The sequence below is a fragment of the Qipengyuania sp. Mu-71 genome (genome assembly GCF_036867055.1).
In the GTDB taxonomy this organism is placed as follows: domain Bacteria; phylum Pseudomonadota; class Alphaproteobacteria; order Sphingomonadales; family Sphingomonadaceae; genus Qipengyuania; species Qipengyuania profunda.
Genome location: NZ_JBAJHR010000001.1, coordinates 2,116,088 through 2,141,953, shown reverse-complemented (window position 1 = coordinate 2,141,953; position 25,866 = coordinate 2,116,088). Strand labels below are relative to the sequence as shown.

Annotated in this window: 25 protein-coding genes; 10 read left to right on the top strand and 15 right to left on the bottom strand. The window is 65.1% G+C overall.

The window, feature by feature from the left end; genetic code table 11:
• Positions 1 to 62: 62 nt before the first annotated feature.
• On the top strand, positions 63 to 1,334 hold the full coding sequence (locus V6B15_RS10550) for a multidrug effflux MFS transporter (protein WP_320180871.1): 1,272 nt from the start codon (positions 63 to 65) through the stop codon (positions 1,332 to 1,334).
• On the opposite strand, the gene V6B15_RS10545 is transcribed toward V6B15_RS10550, so the two are convergent.
• The 6 genes from V6B15_RS10545 to crtY form a co-directional block, all read right to left on the bottom strand.
• On the bottom strand, positions 1,331 to 2,881 hold the full coding sequence (locus tag V6B15_RS10545) for an acyl-CoA carboxylase subunit beta (RefSeq protein WP_334201094.1): 1,551 nt from the start codon (positions 2,879 to 2,881) through the stop codon (positions 1,331 to 1,333). The genes V6B15_RS10550 and V6B15_RS10545 overlap by 4 nt on opposite strands.
• 98 nt (positions 2,882 to 2,979) lie before the next feature.
• On the bottom strand, positions 2,980 to 4,851 hold the full coding sequence (locus V6B15_RS10540) for an acetyl/propionyl/methylcrotonyl-CoA carboxylase subunit alpha (protein ID WP_334201093.1): 1,872 nt from the start codon (positions 4,849 to 4,851) through the stop codon (positions 2,980 to 2,982).
• 125 nt (positions 4,852 to 4,976) lie between these two features.
• Positions 4,977 to 5,918, bottom strand: coding sequence for a phytoene/squalene synthase family protein (locus tag V6B15_RS10535; protein WP_334201092.1), 942 nt, complete (start codon positions 5,916 to 5,918; stop codon positions 4,977 to 4,979).
• Between the two features lie 77 nt (positions 5,919 to 5,995).
• Positions 5,996 to 6,577, bottom strand: coding sequence for a TIGR00730 family Rossman fold protein (locus V6B15_RS10530; protein WP_334201359.1), 582 nt, complete (start codon positions 6,575 to 6,577; stop codon positions 5,996 to 5,998).
• Between the two features lie 8 nt (positions 6,578 to 6,585).
• Positions 6,586 to 8,136, bottom strand: a complete 1,551-nt coding sequence (locus V6B15_RS10525; RefSeq protein WP_334201091.1) for a phytoene desaturase — start codon at positions 8,134 to 8,136, stop codon at positions 6,586 to 6,588.
• Complete coding sequence (gene crtY, locus V6B15_RS10520) at positions 8,133 to 9,308, bottom strand: lycopene beta-cyclase CrtY (RefSeq protein ID WP_334201090.1); 1,176 nt, start codon at positions 9,306 to 9,308, stop codon at positions 8,133 to 8,135. Before crtY ends, V6B15_RS10525 begins: the two co-directional genes overlap by 4 nt.
• A 126-nt stretch (positions 9,309 to 9,434) precedes the next feature.
• Between crtY and V6B15_RS10515 the strand changes: the two genes are divergently transcribed.
• From V6B15_RS10515 to V6B15_RS10500, 4 genes are all read left to right on the top strand, one after another.
• Positions 9,435 to 10,277, top strand: coding sequence for a MipA/OmpV family protein (locus V6B15_RS10515; RefSeq protein ID WP_253519272.1), 843 nt, complete (start codon positions 9,435 to 9,437; stop codon positions 10,275 to 10,277).
• Between the two features lie 59 nt (positions 10,278 to 10,336).
• Positions 10,337 to 11,605: a metal-dependent hydrolase family protein gene (locus V6B15_RS10510; protein WP_334201089.1), complete on the top strand. Its 1,269-nt coding sequence runs from the start codon at positions 10,337 to 10,339 to the stop codon at positions 11,603 to 11,605.
• A 136-nt stretch (positions 11,606 to 11,741) separates the two neighbouring features.
• Positions 11,742 to 13,565, top strand: coding sequence for a DUF885 domain-containing protein (locus tag V6B15_RS10505; protein ID WP_334201088.1), 1,824 nt, complete (start codon positions 11,742 to 11,744; stop codon positions 13,563 to 13,565).
• 101 nt (positions 13,566 to 13,666) lie between these two features.
• Complete coding sequence (locus tag V6B15_RS10500; protein ID WP_334201087.1) at positions 13,667 to 14,821, top strand: glycosyltransferase family 87 protein; 1,155 nt, start codon at positions 13,667 to 13,669, stop codon at positions 14,819 to 14,821.
• Positions 14,822 to 14,916: 95 nt separating this feature from the next.
• On the opposite strand, the gene V6B15_RS10495 is transcribed toward V6B15_RS10500, so the two are convergent.
• The gene (locus V6B15_RS10495; RefSeq protein WP_253519259.1) at positions 14,917 to 16,440 is read right to left on the bottom strand and encodes an alanine/glycine:cation symporter family protein; all 1,524 of its coding nucleotides are present in this window, start codon (positions 16,438 to 16,440) and stop codon (positions 14,917 to 14,919) included.
• Positions 16,441 to 16,691: 251 nt separating this feature from the next.
• Between V6B15_RS10495 and secE the strand changes: the two genes are divergently transcribed.
• Together secE and nusG are read left to right on the top strand one after the other, a co-directional pair.
• The gene (gene secE, locus V6B15_RS10490; RefSeq protein WP_253523008.1) at positions 16,692 to 16,895 is read left to right on the top strand and encodes a preprotein translocase subunit SecE; all 204 of its coding nucleotides are present in this window, start codon (positions 16,692 to 16,694) and stop codon (positions 16,893 to 16,895) included.
• A gap of 29 nt (positions 16,896 to 16,924) precedes the next feature.
• On the top strand, positions 16,925 to 17,461 hold the full coding sequence (gene nusG, locus V6B15_RS10485; RefSeq protein ID WP_253519255.1) for a transcription termination/antitermination protein NusG: 537 nt from the start codon (positions 16,925 to 16,927) through the stop codon (positions 17,459 to 17,461).
• 60 nt (positions 17,462 to 17,521) lie between these two features.
• On the opposite strand, the gene V6B15_RS10480 is transcribed toward nusG, so the two are convergent.
• The 4 genes from V6B15_RS10480 to V6B15_RS10465 all read right to left on the bottom strand — a co-directional run bounded on the left by V6B15_RS10480 (position 17,522) and on the right by V6B15_RS10465 (position 21,424).
• Entirely contained in the window at positions 17,522 to 18,634 is a 1,113-nt protein-coding gene (locus V6B15_RS10480) for a hypothetical protein (protein ID WP_334201086.1), read from the bottom strand.
• Positions 18,635 to 18,702: 68 nt separating this feature from the next.
• Complete coding sequence (locus tag V6B15_RS10475) at positions 18,703 to 19,080, bottom strand: hypothetical protein (protein ID WP_334201085.1); 378 nt, start codon at positions 19,078 to 19,080, stop codon at positions 18,703 to 18,705.
• 52 nt (positions 19,081 to 19,132) lie between these two features.
• On the bottom strand, positions 19,133 to 20,158 hold the full coding sequence (locus V6B15_RS10470) for a retroviral-like aspartic protease family protein (RefSeq protein WP_334201084.1): 1,026 nt from the start codon (positions 20,156 to 20,158) through the stop codon (positions 19,133 to 19,135).
• Positions 20,159 to 20,260: 102 nt separating this feature from the next.
• Positions 20,261 to 21,424 (bottom strand): sensor histidine kinase, encoded by a 1,164-nt coding sequence (locus tag V6B15_RS10465; protein WP_253519210.1) that lies wholly within the window; start codon positions 21,422 to 21,424, stop codon positions 20,261 to 20,263.
• Positions 21,425 to 21,680: 256 nt separating this feature from the next.
• On the opposite strand from V6B15_RS10465, the gene rplK reads away from it, so the two are divergent.
• The 3 genes from rplK to V6B15_RS10450 all read left to right on the top strand — a co-directional run bounded on the left by rplK (position 21,681) and on the right by V6B15_RS10450 (position 23,150).
• A complete protein-coding gene (gene rplK, locus V6B15_RS10460) occupies positions 21,681 to 22,112 on the top strand; it encodes a 50S ribosomal protein L11 (RefSeq protein ID WP_067462399.1) in 432 nt (143 codons plus the stop codon).
• 4 nt (positions 22,113 to 22,116) lie between these two features.
• Entirely contained in the window at positions 22,117 to 22,809 is a 693-nt protein-coding gene (rplA, locus tag V6B15_RS10455; protein WP_334201083.1) for a 50S ribosomal protein L1, read from the top strand.
• A gap of 161 nt (positions 22,810 to 22,970) precedes the next feature.
• Entirely contained in the window at positions 22,971 to 23,150 is a 180-nt protein-coding gene (locus tag V6B15_RS10450; protein ID WP_334201082.1) for a hypothetical protein, read from the top strand.
• Here the strand turns inward: V6B15_RS10450 and V6B15_RS10445 are convergent.
• The 4 genes from V6B15_RS10445 to V6B15_RS10430 are packed head-to-tail and all read right to left on the bottom strand — an operon-like array spanning position 23,147 to position 25,840.
• The gene (locus tag V6B15_RS10445) at positions 23,147 to 24,064 is read right to left on the bottom strand and encodes a GNAT family N-acetyltransferase (RefSeq protein WP_334201081.1); all 918 of its coding nucleotides are present in this window, start codon (positions 24,062 to 24,064) and stop codon (positions 23,147 to 23,149) included. The two genes, V6B15_RS10450 and V6B15_RS10445, sit on opposite strands and share 4 nt — an antisense overlap.
• Positions 24,061 to 24,360, bottom strand: a complete 300-nt coding sequence (locus tag V6B15_RS10440) for a hypothetical protein (RefSeq protein ID WP_334201080.1) — start codon at positions 24,358 to 24,360, stop codon at positions 24,061 to 24,063. The genes V6B15_RS10445 and V6B15_RS10440 overlap by 4 nt, the downstream gene beginning before the upstream one ends.
• A 57-nt stretch (positions 24,361 to 24,417) precedes the next feature.
• Positions 24,418 to 25,029 carry a hypothetical protein gene (locus V6B15_RS10435; protein WP_334201079.1) on the bottom strand — a complete coding sequence of 204 codons (612 nt, stop codon included), beginning with the start codon at positions 25,027 to 25,029 and terminating at the stop codon, positions 24,418 to 24,420.
• Positions 25,030 to 25,081: 52 nt separating this feature from the next.
• Entirely contained in the window at positions 25,082 to 25,840 is a 759-nt protein-coding gene (locus V6B15_RS10430) for a competence/damage-inducible protein A (protein WP_334201078.1), read from the bottom strand.
• Positions 25,841 to 25,866 lie beyond the last annotated feature (26 nt).

Below are 25,866 nucleotides of genomic sequence, written 5' to 3'. Positions count from 1 at the left end.
CGAATAGATAGCCCTACGGGTTGCAAAGCGGAACCTTGTCCGCCACCTGACATTTTGTGCAGATGCGAAGCGAACCTCTTGCCGGCGGCGAACGTCCGATAGCCGACGCTGCCAAAGGCAAGTACATTGGCGAGCGCGAGCTGATCACGATGATGGCGCTGCTGATGGCGTGCAATGCCTTCGGCATCGATGCGATCCTCCCGGCATTGGACGATCTCGCCCTGTCGCTGGGTGCGCCGGGCAATGATCGGCAGTTCATCGTCGGTGTCTATTTGCTCGCCGCCGGGATCGGGACGCTGATTCCGGGGGCCTTCGCCGACCGCTTCGGCCGCCGGCCGGTGCTGTTCACCGCGTTGGGCTTCTACATCGTGCTGTCGCTCGGCTGCGCGCTGGTCACCGATTTCACCTCCATGATCGTGCTGCGTGCGCTGCAGGGTTTCTTTGCAGCAGGCATCATCGCGCTGCCGCCGGCCATCATCCGCGACCGCGTGGGCGGCGACAAGATGGCGCGGATGATGAGCCTGATCTTTGTCATCTTCCTGCTGGTTCCCGCCGTCGCGCCGAGCATCGGGCAGGGCGTGCTGCTGCTGCTGGGCGACTGGCGCTGGATCTTCGTGACGATGGCGGTCTTCGGGTCGCTGATGTCCGTCTGGGTCTATGTCCGCCTGCCCGAAACGCTGCACGAGGACGACAGGCAGCGCATCGATCTTGCCGTCATCGCGCGCAACATGCGCAGTGCGGTCACGCTGCGGTCGACGGTTGGATATACGCTGGCGAGCGCGCTGGTGTTCGGCGGCCTGTTCGGCTTCATCAATTCCTCGCAGCAGTTGATCGGCGAGGCCTTCGGGGCGGGCGACATGTTCCCGCTGCTGTTCGCGCTGTGCGCGGGGTGCATGGCGCTGGCGAACTGGTCGAACAGCCGCATCGTCGAACGGCTTGGCGCACGGCGCGTCAGCCATACCGCGCTGTTCGTGTTCATCTTCGTCGCCGGGCTGCAATTGTGGTTCGCTTATCAGCCGAACGAGAGCCTGTGGACCTTTATCCCGCTGATGGCGGCGAACATGAGCCTGCTCGGCTTTATCGGGGCCAATTTCGGCTCGATCGCGATGCAGCCGTTCCCCCATATCGCGGGTGCGGCCTCCAGCGCGCAGAGCTTCCTGCGCATGACCACCGGGGCGCTGTTGGGCGCAGGTATCGGCTATGCCTATGACGGCACCGCGCGTCCGCTGGCGCTGGCGCTGCTGGTAACGGCCACCGTCAGCCTGCTGCTGGTGCTCTTTTCAGAACGCGGTGCGCTGTTCGGGCCGCCCGATCCGGATGTCGAGGAAACCTAGGCTTCGCTGGCCAGCCTGCGCCACGCAAGCTCGGCATATTCACACAGCAACGGACGGGTGTCGCGCGGGTCGATGATGTCCTCGACATTGAAGCGTTCGGCGCTGCGGAAGGGGGAGGTCACCTGGTCGAGCCGCGCCCGAATTGCGCCGAGTTCGGCTTCCGGGTCGGCGGCGGCTTCGAGCTCGGACTTGTAGGCCACTTCCAGACCGCCCGCGATCGGCAGGCTGCCCCAGTCGCCCGACGGCCAGCAGAACCGGTACTGGTAGGTTTCGGCATTCGACATGGCGCTGCCCGCGATCCCGTAGGCGCGGCGCAGGACGACCGAGGCGAGCGGGACGCTGGCCTTGTAGACCGCGTTCATCGCCTGCACCCCGTAGCGGATCGTCCCTGCCATCTCCGCTTCGCGGCCGATCATGAAGCCGGGATTGTCGACCAGATGGACGATCGGCAGGCGAAACTGGTCGGCCAGCTTGACGAAGCGCTCGACCTTCTCGCTCGATTTCGCATCCCATGACCCGCCGAGATAGGACGGGTCGCTGGCAAGCACCGCCACCGGCCAGCCGTCGAGCCGGGCGAGCGCGGTGATGCAGGCGCGGCCCCACATGCGGCCGATTTCGAACACGGTGCCCTGGTCGAACACCATCTCCATGCAGCGGCGCATCGAATAGACCGCCTTGGGATCGCGCGGGACGAGGTCCAGCAGCGCCTCTTCGCGCCGGTGGACCGGATCGGTGCAGTTGGAACGCCGGGCAAGCTGGCCGACATGTTCGGGCATGAAGGCAAGGAAATGCCGCGCGCGCGCAAAGGCTTCCGCCTCGCTGGCAACCTCGTCGTCGACCACGCCGTTGCGCGTATGGATGGCGCTGCCTCCGAGGTCTTCCTTGGCTTGCTGGTGGTCGGCCGAACCCTTGTAGCTTTCGCCAAGCCCGTCGACCACCGCGGGACCCGCGGCAAAGATCTGGCTCAGGCCCTTGACCATGACCGAATAATGGCTCGCCACCACGCGCGCGGCGCCCAGACCCGCGGTGGGGCCAAGCGCGAGCGCGACCACGGGCACGGTGTCGAGATTGGTCACCACATCGCCCCAGCCGGGGACCGCAGGGATATAGGTCGCGCCGATCTGTTCGAGCGTCTTGACGCTACCGCCGCCCCCCGTGCCGTCGATCATGCGGATGATCGGCAGCTTGAGCTCGTGCGCCATCTTCTCGGCCTGGACCATCTTGCGGCTGATCCCGGCATCCGCCGCGCCGCCGCGAATGGTGAAATCGTCGGCAGTGGCAACCACCGGGCGGCCGTTGATCTGGGCCTTGCCGAACAGGAAGGGGGCAGGAAGGACGGATTGGAGATTGCCGTCCTCGTCGTAGCTGCCCTTGCCCGCGATCTTGCCGATTTCGCGGAAGGTGCCGTCATCACAGAGCGCGGCGAGCCGGGCGCGGGCATCCATCTTTCCCCGGCCATGCTGGCGGGCGACCTTTTCCTCGCCGCCCATCTGCTCGGCCAGCGCCTCGCGCCGGCGCAGTTCTTCGAGTTCAGCTTCCCAGCTCATCCCCACCCCATAAGCGAACCGTCATCCCAGCGAAAGCTGGGATCGCATTCCACCGGGCACGACTTCGATAGCGATCCCAGCTTTCGCTGGGATGACGGCTATTGGTCGCTAGGCTCCACCACGCACAGCACCGCCTCGACCTGCACCTGCCCGCCTTCGGTGGCGGCGAGTTCGGTCACGGTCCCGTCGAACGGCGCGGTGAGCGCGTGTTCCATCTTCATTGCCTCGAGCACCATTAGGCGCTGGCCGGCGGTGACTGTGTCACCCTCGGCCACATCGACCGCGATGACCTTGCCCGGCATGGGCGCGAGGATCGCCCCGTCACCAGCTGCAGCGGCCCCGCTGCCGCGGCTTTCGAGCGCGAATTCGAAACTCTGGCCGTCCGCAAAGACCACGGTCCGCGCATCCTCGACGAAGCCGGTCGCATGCGCGGCATCGCGCTCGCCGGTCACTGCAATTGTCCGGCTCTCGCCCTTGTAGAACAGCGTGGTGGCAACGCGCGGCGCGGCATTGAGGCGAAAACCGATCGCCGCCGGGGCGGTTTCTTCCAGCGCATCGAGCAGGGTGAAATCGGCTGCGGCCTGCCAGATCGCATCATCGGGTGCGTCGTCGCCGACCAGCCGGTCGAGCTTGCGTTCGATAAAGCCGGTGTCGAGTTCGGCCTCGCCGAAATCGTCTTCGAGCAGCGCGTTGGCAAGGAAGGCGGCGTTGGTCTTGACCGGCCACACTTCGACGCTCTCGGCAATATCGGCCAATGTCTCGATCGCCCTGTTGCGCGTCTCTTCCCACACCACCAGCTTGGCGACCATCGGATCGTAATGCGGGGAAATCATATCGCCTTCGGCGACACCCGTTTCGATCCGTCCCGTGGTGCCGAGGTCGAAATGGTCGAGCGGGCCGGTCGAAGGAAGAAAGCCGCTGGCCGGGTCCTCGGCATAGAGCCGCGCTTCGATGGCGTGGCCATCGATGCGCAGTTTATCCTGCTGCAGCGGGATCGGCTCGCCGCTTGCGACGCGCAGCTGCCATTCGACCAGATCGACCCCGGTGATTTCCTCGGTCACCGGATGTTCGACCTGCAGGCGGGTGTTCATTTCCATGAAGAAAATGCGATCGGCGCGCAGGCCTTCGCTGGCGTCGGCGATGAATTCGATCGTGCCCGCGCCCTCGTAATCGACTGCCTTGGCGGCGCGCACGGCAGCGGCGCAGATTTCCTCTCGCGTCGCCTCGTCCATGCCCGGTGCAGGGGCCTCTTCGATCACCTTCTGGTGGCGGCGTTGCAGCGAGCAATCGCGCTCGAACAGGTGGACGACATTGCCGTGACTGTCGCCGAACACCTGCACTTCGATATGGCGCGGGGAGGTGATCCATTTCTCCAGCAGCACTTCGTCATTGGAGAAGCTGGCCTTGGCCTCGCGGCGGCAACTTTGCAGGTCCGCTTCGAAGTCGTCGGCCTTGTCGACCTTGCGCATACCCTTGCCGCCGCCGCCCGCGACCGCCTTGATCAGCACGGGATAGCCAATGGCGTCGGCTTCCTTCTTTAGCCGTTCGGCCGACTGGTCTGCGCCGAGATAACCGGGCGTTACCGGGACGCCCGCTTCCATCATCAGTGTCTTGGCAGCATCCTTGAGCCCCATCGCCTCAATGCTCGACGGCTTGGGACCCACCCAGATCAGCCCCGCGTCGATCACGGCGTGCGCAAAACCTGCGTTTTCGGACAGGAAGCCGTAGCCCGGGTGGATCGCGTCTGCGCCGGTCTGCTTCGCCGCAGCGATGATCTTGTCGCCGACGAGATAGCTTTCCGCCGCAGGCGAGGGGCCGATATGCACCGCCTCATCGGCTTGCCGCACATGCAGCGCCCTGGCGTCGGCGTCCGAATAGACCGCGACCGTGGCCACGCCCATGGCGCGCGCAGTGCGGATGATGCGGCAGGCAATCTCGCCGCGATTGGCGATAAGGAGCTTTTGGATCATGGCGCTGCCGCTAACCCATTTCCCGGGTCATTGCGAGGGCTTGGCGTAGCGATCTGCCGCGCCGAGTGTCGGCTGAATTCATGGAGCCCTCCTCTCGGGCTGCACCGAATTCAAACCGCGGGCGGCTACCAGCCGGCCACCGGCTTGAAATCGTGGCGCGACCAGATGATCGGCTCCTGCGGCTGGGCCGGGCGGTTCCAGATCGCCTCGAAGAAGGCGGCGAACATATGCCACACCTTCTCCAGCCCGGTCACCCGGGTTCGCGTGTCCCAGGCCAACTGCCCGCGATCGAGAACCTTGCGGCCGATCGCGCCATAGATCCGTGCTGCGGCCAGCACCGCCCAGCGCTGGCGGAACCGCAGGCGCTTCGCACCCAGCTTGGCCGCCGCCTCGTGCTTTTCCATCAGCGCGATCAGGCGCGGCATCAGGCTGGCGAGCTTGAAGCGGTTTTCAGGCAGCGCGTGTTCGCCCGCTTGCCAGCCCATCGTGTCGAGCCAGGTGCGCGGCAGGTAACAGCGTCCGGCTTCGGCATCCTCGACGATATCGCGCGCGATATTGGCCATCTGGAACGCCAGGCCGAGGTCGCAGGCGCGGTCGAGCGTTTCGCCATCGTCCGGGTGCACACCCATGATCCGCGCCATCATGATCCCCACCGCACCCGCGACGTGATAGCAATAGCGCAGCATGTCGGCTTCGGTCGTCGGGCTCCAGCGCGCGGCGTCGAGCGCAAAACCGGCGATCACGTCGTTGGCCTCGGCCAGCGTCAGCCCGCATTCGTCGGCGACGAGGCCGAAGGCGTCGAAAGCGGCATCGGCGGTCGGCTGTTCCTCGAAGGCGCGCTTGGTGAGGATGCGCAGCGCCTGTACCCGGTCCTCGGCATCTTTCAGATTGCCCTGGTCGCCCAGCGGGCCGCCCTTGTCCTGATTGTCGGCAATATCGTCGCAGCGGCGGCACCAGGCATAGAGCAGCCAGCTGCGCTCGCGCGTGGCCCGGTCGAACAGCTTCGAGGCAGCGGCGAAGCTGTGCGAGCCCTGCTCGATCGACTCGAGCGATTTGTCGACCAGCACCGCGCGATCGCGGCCACCCCCGGCGCGGGCCGGAGTGGCACGCAGATAGCGCGACTGGACGAGGGTGCGCGGCTTGCTCAGAGGTTGTCGGCCTTCATCTGGAAGATCGGGGTATGCGGTTCGTATGACGCCATCTTGTCGATCAGCCCCGCCAGCGCGGTATCGTGCACCAGGATATTCTGATGCACCGGCCGCACGAAACCGACCTGCGCCATCTTGCTGTTGAAGGCGATCAGTTCGTCGTAAAACCCGAAGGCATTGAGCAGGCCGACCGGATTGTCGTGATAGCCCAATTGCGCCCAGCTCATCGCCTCCCACAATTCGTCCATCGTGCCGACCCCGCCGGGGATGGTGACGAAGCCGTCGCTGAGGTCGGTGAACCGCTGCTTGCGCTCGTGCATGCCGCCGACGGTGTAAAGCTCGGTGCAATCGTGATTGGCGACTTCGCTATTGGCCAGCGCATCGGGGATCACGCCGATTACTTCGCCGCCCGCTTCCAGCGCGCCGCGCGCGGTCGCGCCCATCAGGCCGAGGCGCCCGCCGCCATAGACCACACCGATGCCGCGTTCGGCCAGTCCGCGGCCCACGTCGTAGGCCAGCTGGATATAGCGCGGGTCGTCGGGCGAGGCGGAGCCGCAATAGACGGCAATACGGTTCAGTTTGCGGCTCATTCCGCGAGGTCCTCCAGCATCAGTTCGGCAGTCGCCTTGGCGCTGCCCACCACGCCGGGAATCCCGGCGCCGGGATGAGTCCCTGCCCCGACGAGGTAGAAATTGTCCAGCACATCGTCGCGATTGTGCCCGCGGAAATAGGCGCTCTGCGTCAGCACCGGCTCGAGGCTGAAGGCGCTGCCCATATGCGCGTTGAGATCCATCGCGAAATCGCGCGGCGCATAATGGAACTTGGTGACGATCCGCGCCTGGAGATCGGGAATCAGGCGGCATTCGAGTTCATCGAGAATGCGTTTCTCGAGCAGCGGGCCCATTTCCTCCCAGTCGACCGCCAGCTTGCCCATATGCGCGACCGGGACCAGCGCGTAGAACGTGCTCATCCCCTCGGGCGCCATGGTCGGATCGGTCACTGTCGGGTGGTGCAGGTAGATCGAGAAGTCCTGCGGCAGCACGCCGTGGTCGTAAATATCCTCGAGCAGGCCCTTATAGCGCGGTCCGAACAGGATCATGTGGTGCGGGATGCCGGGCCAGCTTCCCTCGATCCCGAAATGGACCACGAACAGGCTCGGGCTGTAGCTCTTGCGCGACAGGCTGCGGGCGTAATCCGCGCCGCGCTTGGACCCGGCGAGCAGGTCCTTGTAGCTGTGCATGATATCGGCATTGCTGGCCACGGCATCGAAGCGTTCGCGCCAGCCCGAGTGCGTTTCGACTTCGCTCACCTGCTTGCCCAGCGTGTGGATGTGGACCACCGGATCATGCATCCGCACGGTCCCGCCGAGCCGTTCGAAATGGCGCACCATGCCCGCAATCAGGCGGTTGGTGCCGCCTTTCGCCCACCATACGCCGCCATCCATTTCGAGCTTGTGGATCAGCGCATAGATGCTGCTGGTCTTCATCGGATTGCCGCCCACCAGCAGCGTGTGGAAGCTCAGCGCCTCGCGCAGTTTTTCATTGTCGACGAAGCTCGAAACCATCGAATAGACGCTGCGCCAGGCCTGCTGCTTGGCCAGCGCGGGCGCCGCCTTGAGCATCGATTTGAAATCGAGGAAGGGCACATGGCCCAGCTTGACGTAGCCTTCTTCGTAAACTGCGGCGGAATATTCGAGGAAGCGCTGGTAGCCTGCGACATCGGACGGGTTGAGCTGCGCGATTTCGCGGAACAGCTGTTCTTCATCGTTCGAATAGTCGAACTGCGTTCCGTCGGGCCAGGTCAGCCGGTAGAACGGCGTCACCGGCATCAGCTCGACATCCTCGGCAATGTCGTGGCCCGACAGCGCCCATAATTCCTTGAGGCAGTCGGGATCGGTGATGACCGTCGGTCCCGCGTCGAAGGTGAAGCCCTCGCGTTCCCAATAATAAGCGCGCCCGCCGGGCTGGTCGCGCGCTTCGACCACGGTGGTCCGGATGCCGGCGGATTGCAGCCGGATCGCCAGCGCCAGCCCGCCGAAGCCCGCGCCGATGACGCAGGCGGTGCGGCCGGCGGCGACAGGCTCGCGCGGTTCGGCGGGATCGTTGATGGAAGCGGGGGTGGCGGTGTCGGGGGTCATGGCATTCTTTCATGAACGAGCGGCCTGCCCTTGCCAAGCAGCGCCCGGATGGCAGGAAAGACAGATACGGGCGGTTTGCCCGAGAGGATGCGCAGCTTGTCGAGGCGGGTCGTGCGTCCTGCGTAGAAGCGTTCGACCAGCGGTTCGCGCAGGCGATAGAAGCGTTCGAATACGCGATAGCGTTCCTCGGGCTGCGCAGCATCGAACAGCATCCGGCCGAGGATGCGGTAAAAGCGCATCGCGCGCCAGTGATCGCGCGCGCGCTTGTCGAACAATGCGGCAAGCTGCTCGCCGGGCAGCCGCGCCTCGCGCGCCAGCGCCAGCGCATTGGCGACCGCGAAGGGCAGGGTGTAACTGGTCAGCGGATGGACGAAGCCGCCGCGTGCGCCCGCGCGTACTACGCCGGGCGGGCCGAGATCGCGACGATAGCCTGAAAAATTGCCCCCGGTGATGACCGGAAGCACGCCGGTTTCGCCGCCGAGGATATCGCCGTGCCAGCCCGCGGCTTCGCAATAGCGGTCGATCCGGCCCGACAGCGCATTGCGGTCAAGCACGGGATCGTCGGCGTAATAGGTATCCTCGACGAACAGCTCTTCTGCCCCCAGCGGGAGGGTATAGACGAAGCGGTAGGCGCCGTGCTGCCGGACGCGGGCATCCATCACGATGGGCCGGGCGACATCATGCGGCATGGCGGTACGCAGGTGGCGACCCATGAAAACCTGCCAGCCGCCGCGCAGATGCGGCGAAGGTTCGAAGTCGCGGCAATCGACCACCACCCGCGCGGGAATGTGCTCGCCATCCTCCAGCGTGACGCCATCGGGCGCAAGTCGGGTGACGCTGGCCTGCGTGCGGACCGCGTCCTGCGGCAGTTCGCGGCGCAGCGCAGCGTCGAAATCGTGGCTGGCAAGCGAGCGATAGGTTGATGACAGGCGGCGCTCATGGCCGGGGAAGCGGACCGTATAGCCCGCATCCCATTCGGTCTTGCGAAACGCAGCGAGCAGCGCGGTACCGCCGGCATCGAGATCGCTGGTGAACCAGCTCCAGCGATGGTTGCCGCCAAGCGAGTCTTTCGCCTCGAACAGGGTGATGCGCATGTGCGGATGCGCGCGGTGGACCGCCAGCGCGGCCAGCCCGCCAGCCAGCCCGCCGCCGACGATAGCCAGATCGATCATGCGCCCGCTCATTGACGCAGGACTTAGGGGTGAAGCGCACATGCGGCAAACGGTTTGGTACATGCGACGGGAACGTGGCATTGTGACGATAGTTGGACGACAAATAGATTTATCGAGGGATCCATCATGAAGTCACTGTTCGCCGCAACCGGTTCGCTTGCGCTCATCTGCGCCACACCTGCGCTGGCCCAGAATGTCGAGGCACTGCCCGAGGGCGGCGAAGACGTCGTTTACGACGACACCTGGATCTCGATCGGCGCCGGAGCGGTCTATTCGCCCAGCTACGACGGGTCGGACGATTACGTCGTGTCGGCAATCCCGATTATCCAGGGCAAGATCGGCGGCGTCCGCATCAGTCCGCGTCCCGGCGGCGCAGCGCTCGATTTCGTCAATGACGATAGCGACGGCGCCAAGATTTCCGCAGGCGTGGCGGCCAAGCTGAACCGCAACCGGGCCTCCCAGATCGAGGACGAGGTCGTGCTGTCCTATGGCGAACTCGACACTGCCTTCGAAGTCGGCCCTACGATCGGCGTCAGCCTGCCGGGCGTGCTCAACCCCTACGACAGCCTCAGCTTCAACATCGATACGCTGTGGGATGTTGCCGGGGCGCATGACGGCATGACCGTCAATCCCAGCGTCACCTACTTTACCCCGGTCAGCCGCGGCGCGGCGGTTTCGCTTTCGGTCAGCGGCACCTATGTCGATGACGATTATGCCGACTATTACTATTCGGTCCCGGCGGGCGGCGCGCTGCCTGCCTTCCAGGCCGATGGCGGCTGGAACAGCGTCGGCGTGAACCTGCTGACCGGCATCGATCTCGATGGCGACCTGACCAATGGCGGTCTCGCGCTCATCGCGCTGGGGGGCTATTCGCGCCAGCTGGGCGATTCCAAGCGCACGCCGTTCACCGCGATCCGCGGCAGTGCCGATCAGTGGATGGGCGCTCTCGGGATCGGCTATACTTTCTGATATGGCTTGATACGCGCGGGCCGTGCAGGCATCCCCTTGCGAAACCAAGGGGATAGAGAATGAGAACTGCCGCACTGCTCGCGCTCGCCGGAGCGCTGGTCGCCACACCCGCTCTGGCCGATACCACCGTGATCCATGCGGGCGCGGTGATCGTCGATGCCGACAGCGCGCCGCGCGGGGCGTCCACCATTACCGTGACCGACGGGCGGATCGTCTCGATCGCCGATGGTTTCACCCCCGGTCCCGCCGATGCGAAGACGGTCGATCTCAAGACCAAGACGATCGCCCCCGGCATGATCGACCTGCATGTCCATCTGACCGGCGATCCGGGCGGCGATTTCTGGAAGGGCGCGGTCGAACCCGATGAATGGGATGTCGTTGTCGGCGCCAAGAATGCGCGGCTGACCGCGCTTGCCGGGTTCACCACGGTACGCGAAGCGGGCAGCGGCCCCGCCAGCGCCTTCTCGCTCCGGCGCGGAACTGCAGAAGGCTTCATCGACGGACCGCGCATTATCGCCGCGGGCCCCTCGCTCGCGATCGTGGGCGGGCACGGCGATGTCAGCGGCTTCCGCCCCGAGGTCAACGAACTGCTCGACAGCGGGTTCACCTGCACCGGCGCGGTCGAATGCGCCGAGAAGGTCCGCCTCGCCAGCCAGAACGGTGCGGATATCATCAAGATCACCGCCACGGGCGGCGTGCTCAGCCAGCAGGGCCGCGGGCTCGAAGCGCATTTTACCGATCCCGAGATGAAGAGCATCGCCGATACCGCGCATTCGCTCGGTCTCAAGGTCATGGCGCATGCGCATGGCGCGCGCGGGATCGAGGCGGCCAGCCGCGCTGGGATCGATTCGATCGAACACGGCACCTACCTCGATGAAGCCGCCGCGCGCGCCATGAAGGCGAATGGCACCGTGCTGGTGCCCACGCTGATGGCGTTCAAGGGGGTCACCGAACGCCTCGGTCAGGGCATCTACACGCCGGTGGTCGAAGCCAAGATCCGCGACGTCGCCGATACTGCGCGCGTGTTCATGGGCAAGGCACTGCGCTGGGGTGTGCCGATCGCCTTCGGCACCGATGCGGGCGTGTTCGGTCATGGCCGCAATGCGGGCGAATTCGCGCTGATGGTCGAACAGGGCATGAGCCACCGCGATGCCTTTGCCGCCGCGACGACCAATGCCGCCAGGGTGCTGGGCATGGAAGGCCAGATCGGCCGGCTCGCGCCGGGCTATTCGGCGGACCTCATCGCAGTCGACGGCAACCCGCTCGATGATACCGCCACGCTTGAAAATGTCGGCTGGGTGATGGTTCGCGGGCGGATCATCGACTGATCGAACGCGGCACTGCGCGCGGCACCGCTCCGCATGGCGCTGGTCGAACAGTGTCACGCGTTCGTCGCACCGCGCGCTTGCGTGCGGGCGCGGAAGCGTGTTTTAACAAAGTAATACAGGTAGCAGGGGAATTACCATGAAACTCGTCCGCCACGCACTCGCTTCGGGTGCCGCTCTTTCGCTCGCGCTGGCCGCAAATCCAGCCTTCGCGCGCGATCACCATGCCGAGACCGAAACCGCCGCCGAAGCGACCGAGCACGACAAGCTGGTCGCTTTGTTCGCCGAATCCGACGCGCGCAGCCTCGAGCTCAATCCGCTTGGCCGGCTGTTCCGCGGCGACGATCGCAATGCCGACCGGCTGGGCGATTTCCTGACCGATTCGTCCTTCTATGCCAACCGGCTCGACACGCAGCTCAATCTTGCCAAGCTGGCGCTGATCGATCGCAGCAAGCTGAGCGACACCGACCAGCTCGCTTACGATGTGTTCAAATATAACCAGGAATCGGCGCTGCGCGGGCAGACCGACGAAATCCGCGCGCTGACCGAAGTGCGCCCGGTCAACCATTTCACCGGCTTCCACACCTTCTATCCCAATTTCGCGAGCGGCGATTCCGCAGCGCAGTTCAAGACGCTGGCGAATTACGAGGACAACCTCTCGCGCCACGACGACTATATCGAGATCTCCGAGCGCGCGATCGGCAAGTTCCGCGAGGGCATGGAAAGCGGCGTGGTCGAGACCAAGCTCACCATCGGCCTCGTGATCAAGCAGCTCGACACGCTGCTGGCGATCCCGATCGAGGAATCGCAGTACATGAAGCCGGTGAAGAATTTCCCCGAAGACTTCTCCGACGCGGACAAGGCCCGGCTGACCGAAGCCTATGCCGAAAAGACCGCCGAGCTCTACGCGGCCGATGCCGCCATGCGCGATTTCCTGCGTGACGAATATCTGGCGGTAGCGCGCGACAGCGTGGGCCTCAGCCAGATGAAGGGCGGGGACAAGCTCTATGCGCAGATGATCGAGAACACGACCACGCTGCCGCTCACCGCCGACTACCTCCACGATCTCGGCCTCAGCGAAGTCGCCCGGATCAAGCAGGGTCTGGAAGAGATCAAGCAGGAGGTCGGCTTCACCGGCACGCTCGGCGAGTTCTTCGACTACGTCCGCACCGACGAACAGTTCAAGCCGGAAAGCCGCGAGGCGCTGACGCAGAGCTATTACGATATCGGCAAGGAAGTCGATGCGAAGATCGGCGAGTATTTCTCGCTGGTTCCCAAGACCCCGCTCGAGATCAAGCCTTACGACCCCTCGATCGAGCAGTTCCAGGCGGGCGGTTCCTACCAGTCGGGTGCGCCCGACGGTTCGCGCCCCGGCACCTTCTATTTCAACGCCTACGACCTGCCCAGCCGACTGACGACGGGCAATGTCACGCTGTACCTGCATGAAGGTGCGCCGGGGCATCATTTCCAGATCAGCCTCGCGCGCGAAAACGAGGCGCTGCCCGCCTTCATGCGCTTTGGCGGCAACACCGCCTATGTCGAAGGCTGGGCGCTCTATTCGGAGACGCTGGGCTACGAAATGGGCTTCTTCGACGATCCGTGGAACCGCTATGGCACGCTGCAGGACGAGCAGCTGCGCGCGATGCGGCTGGTGGTCGATACGGGCCTCCACGCCAAGGGCTGGAGCCGCGAGCAGGCGATCGATTTCATGCTCGCCAATTCGGGCATGACCCGCACCGAAGTGGTCGCAGAGGTCGAGCGCTACATCGCCATCCCGACGCAGGCGCTCGCCTACAAGGTCGGCGCGCTCAAGATCCAGGAACTGCGCGAGAAGGCCGAAGAGCAGCTGGGCGAGAACTTCGACATTCGCGAATTCCACGCCGAAGTCCTCGATACGGGCAGCCTGCCGATGCCGGTGCTCGAAGCCAAGATCGACCGCTGGATCGCATCGAAGGCAAGCTGAACCACGGTTCGGGCGGGGGATTGGCTCCCGCCCGAACTGGCTCCCTCTCGCTCGGCGCGCTACCTCGGCTGCGAACTGACGCGATGGAGGGGTAAGCGGCGATGGACTGGCTGCGCCGGGCGGACTGGCTGACCCGCGAGCGGGTGCGCGACTATGCGCTGCTGCTGGCGCTCGCCAGCCTGGCGCTGCTGGCCAATTCCTATCTCAAGGCGATGGGCCCCGCCGGGACCGATTTCCTTGCCTTCTGGGGTGCGGGCCAGCTGACCGCCGAAGGCGCGCCCGCGGGGGCCTACGACCTTGCCGAGCAGGAGCGGGTACAGACCGGCACCGGCAGCGAAGGCTGGTTCGCTTTCGTCAATCCGCCGCCGTTTCTCTTTATCGCCGCGCCGTTCGGCATGCTGCCGTTCGCGCTCGCCTGGATCGCGTGGGTAGCGGTCACCTGGGGCCTGTGGGCCTGGGCGAGCATCCGTGCCTTTCCGCGGCTCTGGCCGCTGGTGATCGCCTACCCCGGTGCGCTGCTCGCCGCAGGCCATGCGCAGACCGGTCTGCTGACCGGGGCGATGCTGGTGCTGGCGGCGCAGCACCTGGCGCGGCGGCCGATCCTCTCCGGCGCAGCCATCGGCGCGCTGGTGATCAAGCCTCACCTCGCGCTGCTCGCGCCGTTCTGGTTTGCCGCGGCGGGCAAATGGCGCGCCTTCTGCGCGGCTGGCGTCACCGCGCTGATGCTGGGCGCGGCCTCGTGGTTCGTCTTCGGCAGTGAGACCATTGCCGGCTACACCACCAGCTGGCGCGCAAGCGGCTTGCTGATGGAGGGGATCAATCCCGATTTCCTGCTGCGGATGACGACATTCTACTCGCAGGGGCGATTGCTGTGGGGCGATGGCGCGGGACTAGCGGCGGGCGCGGTGTCCGGCCTGCTCGGCATTGCGGTCGCGCTTGGCGCATGGCGGCGCTTTGGCGGCGACGCGCGGGCAACGGGCGCGGCGGTTCTGGCGGCGACCGCGCTCGCATCGCCCTATCTGTTCAATTACGACCTGCCCTTCCTGATCTTCCCGACGCTGTGGCTGGTCGTGCAGGGACTGGAGCGCGGCTTCCGCCCTTATGAGAAGCTCGTGCTCATACTGCTCTATCTTGCGCCCTATGCCACGCGCGCGCTGGCTTTCCCGCTCGGGGTCAATCTGATGCCGCTGGCCGCGCTGGCGCTGCTGGCGCTGGTCTGGAGCCGCGGCGGCAAGTCGGACCGGCCGGTCAGCTAGTCCACTCCTCACCTGCCCGTGCGGGTTTCGCCAAAGGAAAGGGGCCGGAGGTCTTATCGACCCCCGGCCCCTGTTCTGTGCCGCTGGAGCGCCGCTTAGTATTCTTCGGGCTCTTCCGGCGTCTTGGCGGTGTGCGTCGGCCCGGCATCGCGCTGGCCGCGGGCCAGCTTGAACACCACGCCGCTGAGCAGCGCCAATGCCAACAGGTTGGGCAGGGCCATCGCCGCATTGGAGATGTCGCCGAGGCGCCAGACCAGTTCGCTCGGTTGCGCGGCACCGATGAAGATCACCACGCACCACAGCACGCGCCAGGCCATGTGTAGCTTCCGTTCGCCTTCGCGCGTCGATCCCTTCACCCGGTCGTAGAGGAAGGTGATCGCCCGCTCGCCGTAATAGCTCCACGTCAGCAGCGTGGTGAAGACGAACAGGATCAAGGCGATCGAGGCGATCAGCGTACCGATCGGGATCGCGGCAATCTCGATCGGGAACGCTGCCGCGAAGGCACCGCTCGTCATCTCGAAGCCGACCCGGTCCGATTGCCAGGCATGCGCCACCGCTTCGCCGCCCGCGGTAAAATCGCCGCGCACGGTCAGGATCACCAGCGCGGTCATGGTGCAGATCACCACCGTGTCGATGAAGGTGCCGAGCATGGCCATGCGGCCCTGCTGTTCGGGATCGTTGGTCTGCGCCACCGCATGCGCGATCGGGGTCGAACCCTGACCCGCCTCGTTCGAGAACAGGCCGCGCGCAACGCCCGCGCGGATTGCCATGATGATCGCGGCCCCGGTGAACCCGCCAACCGCGCTCTGCGGGTTGAAGGCACCGTTGAAGATCAGGCCGAAGGTCTCGCCCAGATCGCTGAAATTGAGGATCAGCGCGACTACCGCCATGACGATATAGGTCGCCGCCATGAAGGGGACCACGCTTTCGGCGACCTTGCCGATCGACTTGATGCCGCCGATGATAACGATGAAGACCAGTCCCGCCGTTACCAGGCCGCCCAGCCATTCGGGCAGGCCGAACAATTCGTTCATCCCGTCGGCCATTGCATTGGCCTGGATCGAATTGCCGGTCACCAGCGCGCTGAACAGCGTGCCGAGGCAGAAGACTACCGCCAGCCAGGTGAACCGGGGGCCGAGACCCATCATGATGTAGCTCATCGGGCCGCCGCGATAGACGCCGTCGCTGGTCTTCTCGCGGTAGCGGATCGCCAGCGAACCTTCGGCGAAGGCCAGCGCCATGCCGAACAGGGCAGTGACCCACATCCAGAAGATCGCGCCCGGTCCGCCCAATGCGATCGCGGTGGCGACGCCCGCGAGGTTACCGGTGCCGACCTGGCCCGACAGCGCGGTCGAGAGCGCGGCAAAAGGGGAAATTTCGCCTGCGCCGGTGCCCTTGCGTCCAGCGAACAGGCCCTTGATCGCGCTGCCCAGCCGGACGATCGGATAAAAGCGCAGCCCGACCATGAACCACAGGCCGACCCCCAACAGGATGATCGCCAGCGGCGGGAAGGGGATTACCGCTTCGCCGTTCCACGTCCCGCCCCAGATGAAATCGGATATGTTGGTGACCGGCTGGATCAACCGCTCGCCCAGACTCGGCGCCTGGCCTGTTGCCATGTCGATAATTCCCCTCATGCGTCCCGGAATTGGAAAGCGCGCAAGCTAGTCGCGCTGCGGTCGCTTGCAAAGGGGGAGAATGGGGAGCGTCCCCGGCTTGCCTTTTGCGCCGCGCGGGACTAGATGCAGCGCCGTCTTCCGACATTGGGATCGATAAAAGCCCCTCCCGGTCTTGAACCGGGGCGGCGAAAGACCCTACCTGAAAGGGACGTGACGGAAGGCGGCACGATTTTTACGCGAGAGACGTGAGCATGGCAGACGAGAAGAAGACCAGTCCGGCGGAATTCCTCCGGCAGGTGCAGGCCGAAGGGCGCAAGGTCGTATGGCCGACGCGCGAGGAAACGGTGCGCACCGCTATCTTCGTGTTCATCATGATGGTCATTCTCTCGCTTTTCTTCCTCGGCGTCGATTCGCTGTTCAGTGCCGTGGTGCGCTGGCTGCTGACGCTCGCCTGATCCGCATTTCGACAGGGTAACGAGAACACATGGCACGCTGGTACATCATCCACGCCTATTCCGGCTTCGAGAACAAGGTCCGCGACGCGATCATCGCCGAGGCCGAACGCCTTGGCCTGTCCGAGGGCGTCGAGGAGGTCGAGGTTCCGACCGAGACCGTCACCGAGATCAAGCGCGGCAAGAAGGTGCAGATCGAACGCAAGTTCATGCCCGGCTACGTGCTGGCCAAGCTGAACATGACCGACGACGTCTATCACCTGGTCAAGAACACGCCCAAGGTGACCGGCTTCCTCGGCAACAACAACAAGCCGCAGCCGATCTCCGAAAAGGAAGCGGCGCGCTATTTCGGCGGAGTCGAGGAAGCGCGTTCGGCACCGAAGAAGGAAATCAGCGTCGATTACGAAATCGGCGATCAGGTCAAGGTGCTCGACGGCCCCTTCGCCAGCTTCAACGGCCTTGTCGAGGAACTCGATTTCGACAAGCAGAAGGTCAAGGTCTCGGTCTCGATCTTCGGTCGTGCGACGCCGGTCGAACTCGATTTCGAACAGGTCGAACTGGTCAAGTAAGCGCCTGCTGCAACGATTTAAAAAGCCCCGCCCGGATCGACCGGGCGGGGCTTTTTCGTTTTAGAAAGTCTGGCTCAGCGAGAGTGAAGCGCGCCAATCCTCGGGCAATTGGATGCCGTTGAGGTCCTGGTAGAGCGGCACGCCGATTTCCATCCCGACATGCGGACGATGACGCCCACCCACGGGCAGCGCGATATTCGCCCCGAAGCCGGCCAGCACCGTGTCGCCGCCGTAGTTGGCCTGGATGTCGGACGGGGTGCGATGGTTGTGCGGACCGTTGTAATGGCCGAGGATCTGCCCCTCGTGCTCCCACGTCAGGCGGCTCGTCAGGCTGAACCCGCTATCGACCAGATAGCTGACCCAGCCGCTCGCCTGCGCCTGGTCGCCGAAGGCAAAGCCGCTTTCATTCGCATCCTTGGTGCGCCAGCGATAGCTCGCCTGTGCGCCATAGCCGATCATTCCCGACTGCCCGGTTGCGGTCACTACGGGCTCGATGTCCCACGTCCCGCTGCCCGACTGCATCATGTAGTGCGCGAAAGTGCCGTCGGCGTTCTTGCGGTCGACCTTGCCCGTCGGGGCCCAGACGCCCAGCGTCGCATGCGCCTTGAGCCCCGGCGTGTTGGCGAGGCGATAGCTCACCGAAACCAGCGTATCGCCGAAGCCCTGGGTCGAATGGGTCATGCTCTGGCCGAAGGTGAGCCCGTGGTGGCCATGGTCCATATCGCCCATGTCCATACCGTCCATTGGCATGCCGGTGTTGCTCGGATCGATCCCGACCATGGTCATTTCGTGGCGCATCCAGTGCGGCATGACCATGAAGGTAAGCGTGTCGTTGGGCGCATACATCAGGTCGAGCATGACCATGTCCATGGTCATATCGCTCGCTGCAACGGTGTAGCCTGCAGCAAGCACTTCGGCATCGGACACGGGATCGGTGCCCGACTGGTTGGCGCCCGAATAGCTGTTGCGGGTGTAGCGCAGCCCGATCATGAACTCGCCCCCGTCATGGGTATGTCCGTTCATCAGCCCGGCGGCGGGATAGACCGCCACAGGCGTGACGACGATCGGTTCTTCCGCTGCGGGCGGACCCTCTGGGGCCTGCTGGGCATAGGCGGGATAGGCGGCGAGCAGCGGCAGCGACGCCAGGACGGCGCGCGCAAAAGCGTGTTTCATTGTATATTCCTGTCGTGAAATGGGGTTTGCCGAGATGCGGCGCTCCCCAAGACGACGGGAAACGCCGGTCAGACGGCGACAGGAGGTCCGCGACCGGGCGGCAGCAGGAAGGCAGTGCGCTGAAGCAGCAGCGCCGCGAGGACGGCGACGGGTTGCTGCTCCACCGGCGGCGCAGCCACCAGCGCGAGACCGGCGGTTGCCAGCGGCGCATCGCCCGCGAACCCCGCGAACAGGCAGGTTTCGCTTTGATGCGCAGTGCTGTCACCGGGCGCGGGGTCGCGGCCGAGCGGGATGGTGACCACCATCGATGAATTGCACATCTTGGCCACGATCACGTCGCTGCCGCTGCCCGTATCGGGCATCCACCCGGCGGGGACCAGCGCGCGCAGGAACAGCGTTGCCGCCAGCAACAGCCAGATCGCCTTGGTTGAGCGCACGCCTACCATGGGCCGCGCCTTTAAGCGCGCTGCGGCGGCGGTGCAATATCGGTTGCGCGGGTCAGCTGCATGCGGTCGACCGGTCCGCGCGCAGGCGCGACGCGATCGTGGTAGTGCGCAGGACCAGCGAAGTGGCTTTGCACTTCTTCAACTGGAAACGCACCTTGCGGTCCTTGAAATCGAGCGACACCCGGCGGAAGTTCTCCATCAGATCGGTGCCCAGCAGCAGCGCGGGCTTGTCCTCCAGTCCGAAGACCGCGAACGGCGGAATATCCGCAAAGGCGATCGGCACATTGCGCAGCATGATCGGGCCGAGCTTCATCTCCTTCACCAGTATGAAGTCGAGCTCCATCTCCTTGCCGGTGACGCCATAGACCTTGATCTTGCTGAAATTGCCTGCGCGCTTCAGCGCCAGCCGGTTCCGCAGCGCCCGGTTCCCGATGGTGATTTCCGACCCGGTATCGACCACGGCCTCGACCGTCTGCCGGCCGACCTTGACTTCGGTCAGGATCAATTGGCCCCGCTGCAGGCGGCCGCGCACCACGATCACGCCGTCCATGACCGGTTCGGGGGTGAAGCCGTCGTCCACGCTGATATGGCGTTTCTCGAAATCGAGCAGCAGGCGTTGTTCGACCAGCGCGTCGAGCCCGATCATTCCGTCTCCGCCGAGGTCGCGTTCGTCCAGTACCGGCAGTTCGAGATCGGTCGTCGCCGTCGGGCCGAGCACGATCTCGTCGACCCATACGCGGTCGACCAGCTTGCTCTCGGTCACGCCGTGCAGCATCGCCGGGGAACCGGCGGGCATGGCGAGCCGGCCGGCCAGCCTTTCGCCCACCACCGAGCTGTCCGCCCCGCTGTCGACGACGAATTTGTGCGGGCCCGTGCCGTTGACCATGACATCGACGGTCATCCGGCTGCGCAGCTTGCGCGCCCCGATTTCCTCGCCGCCGATCGCCAGTGTCTCGTCGAACTCGGCAGACGGCAGTTCGGGCATGCGCACGGTCGCCGCTGACGGGTCCTGGGCGGAAGAGGCGGAAGCCATGCTCAGCAGCGCGGCAACAGCGATCGAGGTCAGAGCTTTGCTCATGATCCATAGCCATAGACGATTATGGCGCGCCGCGCGAACGCAGGTCGATCAGGGGCGCACCCCGCCCGACCGGCGCGCCGCGTGCTGCGCCGGAATTGCGGCCTAGTCGTCGTCGAAATTCTCGTCGACGAGCCGCGCGGCGAGCGCGGCCGCTGCGGTATCGGCAGGGTCGGCCAGCACGGCGGACGCAGGCGCTTCGAGACGGTATTCGAGTTTGCCGTCGGCCAGCGTGCGCACGGCGGTCCCGCGCAGCACCCGCGGGACGATCCGCGTCAGCAGCGTGGTGCCGAACCCGGCCTGTTCCGCAGACGGTTCTTCGGCTGTGCCGCCGCCGGGCAGGTCCTCGCGCCAGGTCAGCGTGAACAACTGGCTTCCGTCGCGATCCTCGACCGTCCAGGCGATTGCCACCCGTGCACCGGGATCGCGCGCGAAGCTGTATTTCTGCGCATTGGTCGCCAGTTCGTGGATCGCGAGCGAAATCTGCTGCGCCGCTTCGCTGATGATCTGCGTGGGCGGACCCTGGATGTCGATCCGCTCGCCATAGGTCAGCAGGACGGGTTCGAGCTGCAGCTTGACGATCGTCGCAAGGTCGCCCGAATAGTTGTCATCCCCGCGGATGACGGTCGAGGTGGCGCGGGCCAGCGAATGGATGCGGCCCAGCAGCGTGTCGACGAATTCATCGGTCCGCTCGTGCCCGCGCGCCGTCTGCCGGGTGAGCGAGGTGACGACCGAGAGCAGATTGGCGCTGCGGTGCACTGCTTCGCGCGCCTGGACGGCGAGATTGGCGTTGGCCACGCGCAATTCCTCGGTTCGCTCGCTGACGAGTTCTTCCAGCTTGGCCAGCGTCGCGTCATGGGCGGCGGCTTCCGCCTCGAGCTGCTGGTTGGCTTCGGCCAGCTGCGCGGGCGAGGGGAGCGCAGTCAGTGTCGGGATCAGCCGGAACAGGACCACTGCAGTGGCCGCCGACACAAGGCCGGTCGCCAGCTTCAGCATTCCGACCCAGGGATAGATCGGATACCACAGGGTGACGATACCCATCAGATGCGTGAGGCCGCACAGCAGGATAAAGCTCGCGAACAGCACCACGAGGCCGGAAAAGGGAATGTCCTTGCGCTTGCGCAACACCGTCAGCAGCGCGAAGGGAATGGCGGTATAGGACAGGAAAATCAGCAGGTCGCTGCCGGCCCACAATGCCACCAGCCAGGGTTGCCACAGCAGGCACATGCCATGCGGCATGTATTGCCAGATTTCGATGAAGTTCTGCATGTGTGCTCCACTAGCGGGAACTTGTGGTAGCATGGTGGGCGCGGCGCGATAGTTGGGCACCTCCCTTATACCCGCTCTTGAACGCCCCCCGAGGCGGCGAACCGCTTGCATTCGGGGGCCAGATCGCTATGTGCGCGCCTTCCCAAGTCATCCTCGGGAAACCCGTGCGGGAGGTTCGCCAAGGCGGACCGCTGGACCGCTTACCATGAGCCGCGGTTCGAAAGTGCCGCGGCAACAGTGAGAAAGGAGGCCATTCATGGCCAAGAAGATCGACGGCTATATCAAGCTGCAGGTGCCTGCCGGCACCGCCAATCCCTCGCCGCCCATCGGCCCTGCGCTGGGTCAGCGCGGCGTGAACATCATGGAATTCTGCAAAGCCTTCAATGCCGCGACCGACGGCTTGGAAAAAGGCATGCCGATCCCGACCACGATCACGGTCTATGCCGACCGTTCGTTCAGCTTCACCACCAAGAGCCCGCCGGCCAGCTTCCTGATCAAGAAGGCCGCCAAGCTCAAGTCGGGCTCGAAGGAGCCGGGCAAGGTTTCTGCCGGATCGATCAAGCGTTCGGCGCTGACCGAAATCGCCGAGCAGAAGATGAAGGATCTGAACGCGAACGACATCGAACAGGCCACCAAGATCATCGAAGGCAGCGCGCGTTCGATGGGCCTCGACGTGGTGGAGGGCTAAGACCATGGCAAAGCAGACCAAGAAGCAGCAGACTGTCGCCAAGCTCGACAGCGAGAAGCTCTACAGCGTGGACGAGGCCATCGCCACGCTGCGCGAACACAAGGCGAAGTTCGACGAGACCGTCGAAGTCGCGATGAACCTCGGCGTCGACCCGCGCCACGCCGACCAGATGGTCCGCGGCATGGTTTCGCTTCCGAGCGGTACCGGCAAGGACGTCAAGGTTGCCGTCTTCGCCAAGGGCGACAATGTCGACAAGGCTCTTGCTGCCGGTGCGGACAAGGTCGGTGCCGAAGACCTCATGGAAGACATGCAGAACGGCAATCTCGATTATGACCGCGTGATCGCCACGCCGGACATGATGGGTGTCGTCGGCCGCCTCGGTAAGCTGCTGGGCCCCAAGGGCCTGATGCCGAACCCGAAGCTGGGCACCGTGACCCCGAACGTGGAACAGGCCGTGAAGGACGCCAAGGGCGGCCAGGTCGAATTCCGCGTCGAGAAGCAGGGCATCATCCACTCGGGCATCGGCAAGCTGTCGTTCAAGGACGACGACCTGAAGGCGAACTTCAAGGCGATGACCGATGCGATCGTCAAGGCGAAGCCGTCGGGATCCAAGGGCAAGTATGTCCAGAAGATCACGCTGACGTCGTCGATGGGTCCCGGCCTCAAGGTCGACCTCGCCGAAGTCGAAGGCGCCTGACGCTTTTACGCCCGTAGCGATGGCGCGGGAACGCTGCGCCTTCCTACGAATACATTTCTGAAAGGGCCGGCGGGTGCAGACCTGCCGGCCCTTTTGCATGGGCGATCGGAAAGATCGCCGTGCTGGGGCGTTGATGGGGCAAGATACGCAGGAGAATTTCCATGGAAGCCATCCTTCCCATCGCCACCGTCCTTGGCCCGATCCTACTTCTCGCAGCGCTGGTCTACGCCTGGCTGCGCAATCGCAAGGCGCCGAAATCGGTCGACCGTGCTGCGGAACGCGGTGCGCGCGAACTGCGCGAGGAAGTGTCCGAACGTCCGCAGAAGGACATCGACCTTTAACGCAGGAACCGCCGCAGCGCGGTCTCCGCGCCGGTCTGCTGCGCGACCCGTTTGCCCGTCGCAACCGTCCGGTCGAACGCTTCGAGACCGGTGAGTAGCGTCCGGTTGATCCAGGTGGGGCGCAGCATCAGGAAACTGGCGCAGCGGACGCTGTCGGTACGGAACTGTGCCTTGTGCGCGCCTTCGCCCTCAGTGAAATCGAAGTAGCGAAAGCGGTTCTCCGCAAACAGAGTTTCGAGCGCCGCGAGCTGGAGCACGGTACCGGGTGACAGGCCGGCATGATCGGGATCGTGGCCCAGATGCGCATAGATCAGCGTGTCGCGTTCGATCGGCAGATAGAGATAGGCGACCGGCTTTCCATCGAGGAACAGCAGGAAGGCGCGCACCCGATCCTGCCAGGCGAGCTCGCGCATTTCGGCGCGGGCGGTTTCGCTTTCGGGCAGGCCCGCATCGAGCAGCCGCGCCTGGTAGGTCCGCCGCGATAGCGGCAGCGCCAGCCGGACGAACGCGTCCATTTCATCGGGCGAGTGATAAGTGCGCAGATCGAGCACGCCGCCCGAAGCTTCTTCGAACTTGCGCCGCTTGCGCCGCAGCGTGTTCCGGGTCTTGCCCGAGAACCGCGCGAAATAGTGGTCATAGCCGCGCGCCATATCGATATAGCTGCGCGCATATTCCTCGCGCCCGCCGATCAGAAAGCCCGGCATCGCCTCGCGCAGCCGCGCTTCGCCTGCTTGCGGGGCGGACAGTACACGCAAGCCCTCGACATTGTTAAGCGACGGCACCGCCGGGGTCCGCTCGGAGAGGATATCCCTGAGCGAGAAGGCCAGCGTGGCGACATCGCGTTCCACCGTCAGCAGGCGGCGCGACCCAATGAAGAAGGGTATCCGGTAGGAGTGCATCGAACCGTCGCTCACGATGCCCCGTACAATGCGTTGGAGGCCAATTGTTCGGCGACCCGTGCCGCGCTGCGGATTTCGCTATGCGGCATGCCTGCCGCCCCGGTGCCATCGCCGATCTGCGGCGGGCGGCTGGTGAAAGTGGCACCATGCGCACCGGGGGTCGTGGCAACGGTCTCGCAGAACCTGGCGAACCGGCCGCGGACGATCGCATTGGCGCGGCGGCGGTCGCGGCTCATCAGCTCGAAACTGTGGCTGACGATATTGAACATCGCCACACCCTCGCGCACGCAGAAGCGCAGCGCGGCGGCCATTTCCCAATGCGACAGCGCAGTGATCTGCGCATGGCGCTGGCCGCGGAAGCTGCGGATCTACCCGGCCGGCACCTCGATCGTTCCCTCGCGGTGCACCACCTCGCGGTCGGCGGAGGTCAGGCCGATACGGCAGTCCGACCCGGCAATCCCCGGCACATGGCTGCTGTCGTAGCGGATGCCGACCCGGTGCAGCGCGCGCAGCGTTGCATCGTCGGCACCGTAATTCCCCGCGCGGAAGGCGGTGGGCGCGGGCGCCCCTGCCTGCATCAGATATTCGCGTGCCAGTTCGAGCAGTTCGACCTGCTCGTCCTCGGTGAAATCGTGCAGATTGCGCCCGGTACGGCCCCCCAGAGGATTGGCGTCCCCGGCGATTTCCATCCATTCCGGATGAAGATGCAATTGCACCTCGTGACCCCGCGCCAGGATCGGCTCGACCACTTCGGCGATCGCCCTGGTGCCCCAAACCAGCGCGGGCATCGGGTCGACGAAGAACACGCCTTTGATCCCATGCGCATCCATCACTTCCATCTGGTGCTCGATCCCCACCGCGCCATCGGCGGTGTGGCCGGCGATCGACCGGGCATAGACCGCCTCGCGCGCATGCAGTCCCAGCCGGATGGTCAGCCCCGCCGAATACTCGGTATCGATGGTGATGTAGACCGCGGTCATCGGCGATACCCTAGCATGCACCCGGCAGCAGCTCGATGACCGTTCGATCCGGTCAGATGCCGCCGGGGGTGAAGTCGAACCCGGCGGTGGCAAGCCCGTCGCACAGGCTGTCGACGCAGCTCTCGAGGTTTTCCGCACTGGTAGAGCGGACGACGAAATTGGCGCCGACGCGGCCTTCGCGGAAAAACGGATAGCTGCCGATCTGGCAGTCCTGGTGGGCCTTTTCGACCTGCCGCAGGATATCGGCGACCTCGCTCTCGGGGGTCCAGCAGCCGACCGTTTCGGACAGGAGCGGAGCGCCGCCTTCCAGCGTGCCGGTCAGCGCATCGAGCATGCCCGCGGTGATATGCGGCACCCCGGCCATCAGGTGGATATTGCCCAGCTTGATCCCGGGCGCGCCCGACATGCGGTTGGGGATCAGCTCGCCCCCTTCAGGGACACGGGCCATGCGCAGCCGCGCTTCGGTCAGTTCCTTGTCGATGCTGGCGTAATAGCGTTCGAGCATCGCCTTCGCCTCGGGATGGACGACTACGGGGACGCCCAGCGCCGCGGCCACTGCATCGACGGTGATGTCGTCATGCGTCGGGCCGATCCCGCCGGTGGTGAAGAGATAGTCGTAGCTCTCGCGCAGCGCATTCACCGCCTGGACGATCCGCTCGATGACATCGGGCACTACGCGGACTTCCGACAGGCGGATGCCCTGTACCTGCAGCCAGCTGGCGATCTGCGCGATGTTCTTGTCATGCGTGCGGCCGGAGAGGATCTCGTCGCCGATCACGACGAGGCCGGCAGTGTAGATGCGTTCGGTCATGACGGCTGGCGTAACGCGGTTGGCAG

Excerpts from the sequence above, each read along its gene's own strand:
- V6B15_RS10550 (WP_320180871.1), top strand. The coding sequence starts at position 63 with ATGCGAAGCGAACCTCTTGCCGGCGGCGAACGTCCGATAGCCGACGCT.
- V6B15_RS10545 (WP_334201094.1), bottom strand. The coding sequence starts at position 2,881 with ATGAGCTGGGAAGCTGAACTCGAAGAACTGCGCCGGCGCGAGGCGCTG.
- V6B15_RS10540 (WP_334201093.1), bottom strand. The coding sequence starts at position 4,851 with ATGATCCAAAAGCTCCTTATCGCCAATCGCGGCGAGATTGCCTGCCGC.
- V6B15_RS10525 (WP_334201091.1), bottom strand. The coding sequence starts at position 8,136 with ATGACCCCCGACACCGCCACCCCCGCTTCCATCAACGATCCCGCCGAA.
- crtY (WP_334201090.1), bottom strand. The coding sequence starts at position 9,308 with ATGATCGATCTGGCTATCGTCGGCGGCGGGCTGGCTGGCGGGCTGGCC.
- V6B15_RS10515 (WP_253519272.1), top strand. The coding sequence starts at position 9,435 with ATGAAGTCACTGTTCGCCGCAACCGGTTCGCTTGCGCTCATCTGCGCC.
- V6B15_RS10510 (WP_334201089.1), top strand. The coding sequence starts at position 10,337 with ATGAGAACTGCCGCACTGCTCGCGCTCGCCGGAGCGCTGGTCGCCACA.
- V6B15_RS10505 (WP_334201088.1), top strand. The coding sequence starts at position 11,742 with ATGAAACTCGTCCGCCACGCACTCGCTTCGGGTGCCGCTCTTTCGCTC.
- V6B15_RS10500 (WP_334201087.1), top strand. The coding sequence starts at position 13,667 with ATGGACTGGCTGCGCCGGGCGGACTGGCTGACCCGCGAGCGGGTGCGC.
- V6B15_RS10495 (WP_253519259.1), bottom strand. The coding sequence starts at position 16,440 with ATGGCAACAGGCCAGGCGCCGAGTCTGGGCGAGCGGTTGATCCAGCCG.
- secE (WP_253523008.1), top strand. The coding sequence starts at position 16,692 with ATGGCAGACGAGAAGAAGACCAGTCCGGCGGAATTCCTCCGGCAGGTG.
- nusG (WP_253519255.1), top strand. The coding sequence starts at position 16,925 with ATGGCACGCTGGTACATCATCCACGCCTATTCCGGCTTCGAGAACAAG.
- V6B15_RS10480 (WP_334201086.1), bottom strand. The coding sequence starts at position 18,634 with ATGAAACACGCTTTTGCGCGCGCCGTCCTGGCGTCGCTGCCGCTGCTC.
- V6B15_RS10475 (WP_334201085.1), bottom strand. The coding sequence starts at position 19,080 with ATGGTAGGCGTGCGCTCAACCAAGGCGATCTGGCTGTTGCTGGCGGCA.
- V6B15_RS10470 (WP_334201084.1), bottom strand. The coding sequence starts at position 20,158 with ATGAGCAAAGCTCTGACCTCGATCGCTGTTGCCGCGCTGCTGAGCATG.
- V6B15_RS10465 (WP_253519210.1), bottom strand. The coding sequence starts at position 21,424 with ATGCAGAACTTCATCGAAATCTGGCAATACATGCCGCATGGCATGTGC.
- rplK (WP_067462399.1), top strand. The coding sequence starts at position 21,681 with ATGGCCAAGAAGATCGACGGCTATATCAAGCTGCAGGTGCCTGCCGGC.
- rplA (WP_334201083.1), top strand. The coding sequence starts at position 22,117 with ATGGCAAAGCAGACCAAGAAGCAGCAGACTGTCGCCAAGCTCGACAGC.
- V6B15_RS10450 (WP_334201082.1), top strand. The coding sequence starts at position 22,971 with ATGGAAGCCATCCTTCCCATCGCCACCGTCCTTGGCCCGATCCTACTT.
- V6B15_RS10440 (WP_334201080.1), bottom strand. The coding sequence starts at position 24,360 with ATGGCCGCCGCGCTGCGCTTCTGCGTGCGCGAGGGTGTGGCGATGTTC.
- V6B15_RS10435 (WP_334201079.1), bottom strand. The coding sequence starts at position 25,029 with ATGACCGCGGTCTACATCACCATCGATACCGAGTATTCGGCGGGGCTG.
- V6B15_RS10430 (WP_334201078.1), bottom strand. The coding sequence starts at position 25,840 with ATGACCGAACGCATCTACACTGCCGGCCTCGTCGTGATCGGCGACGAG.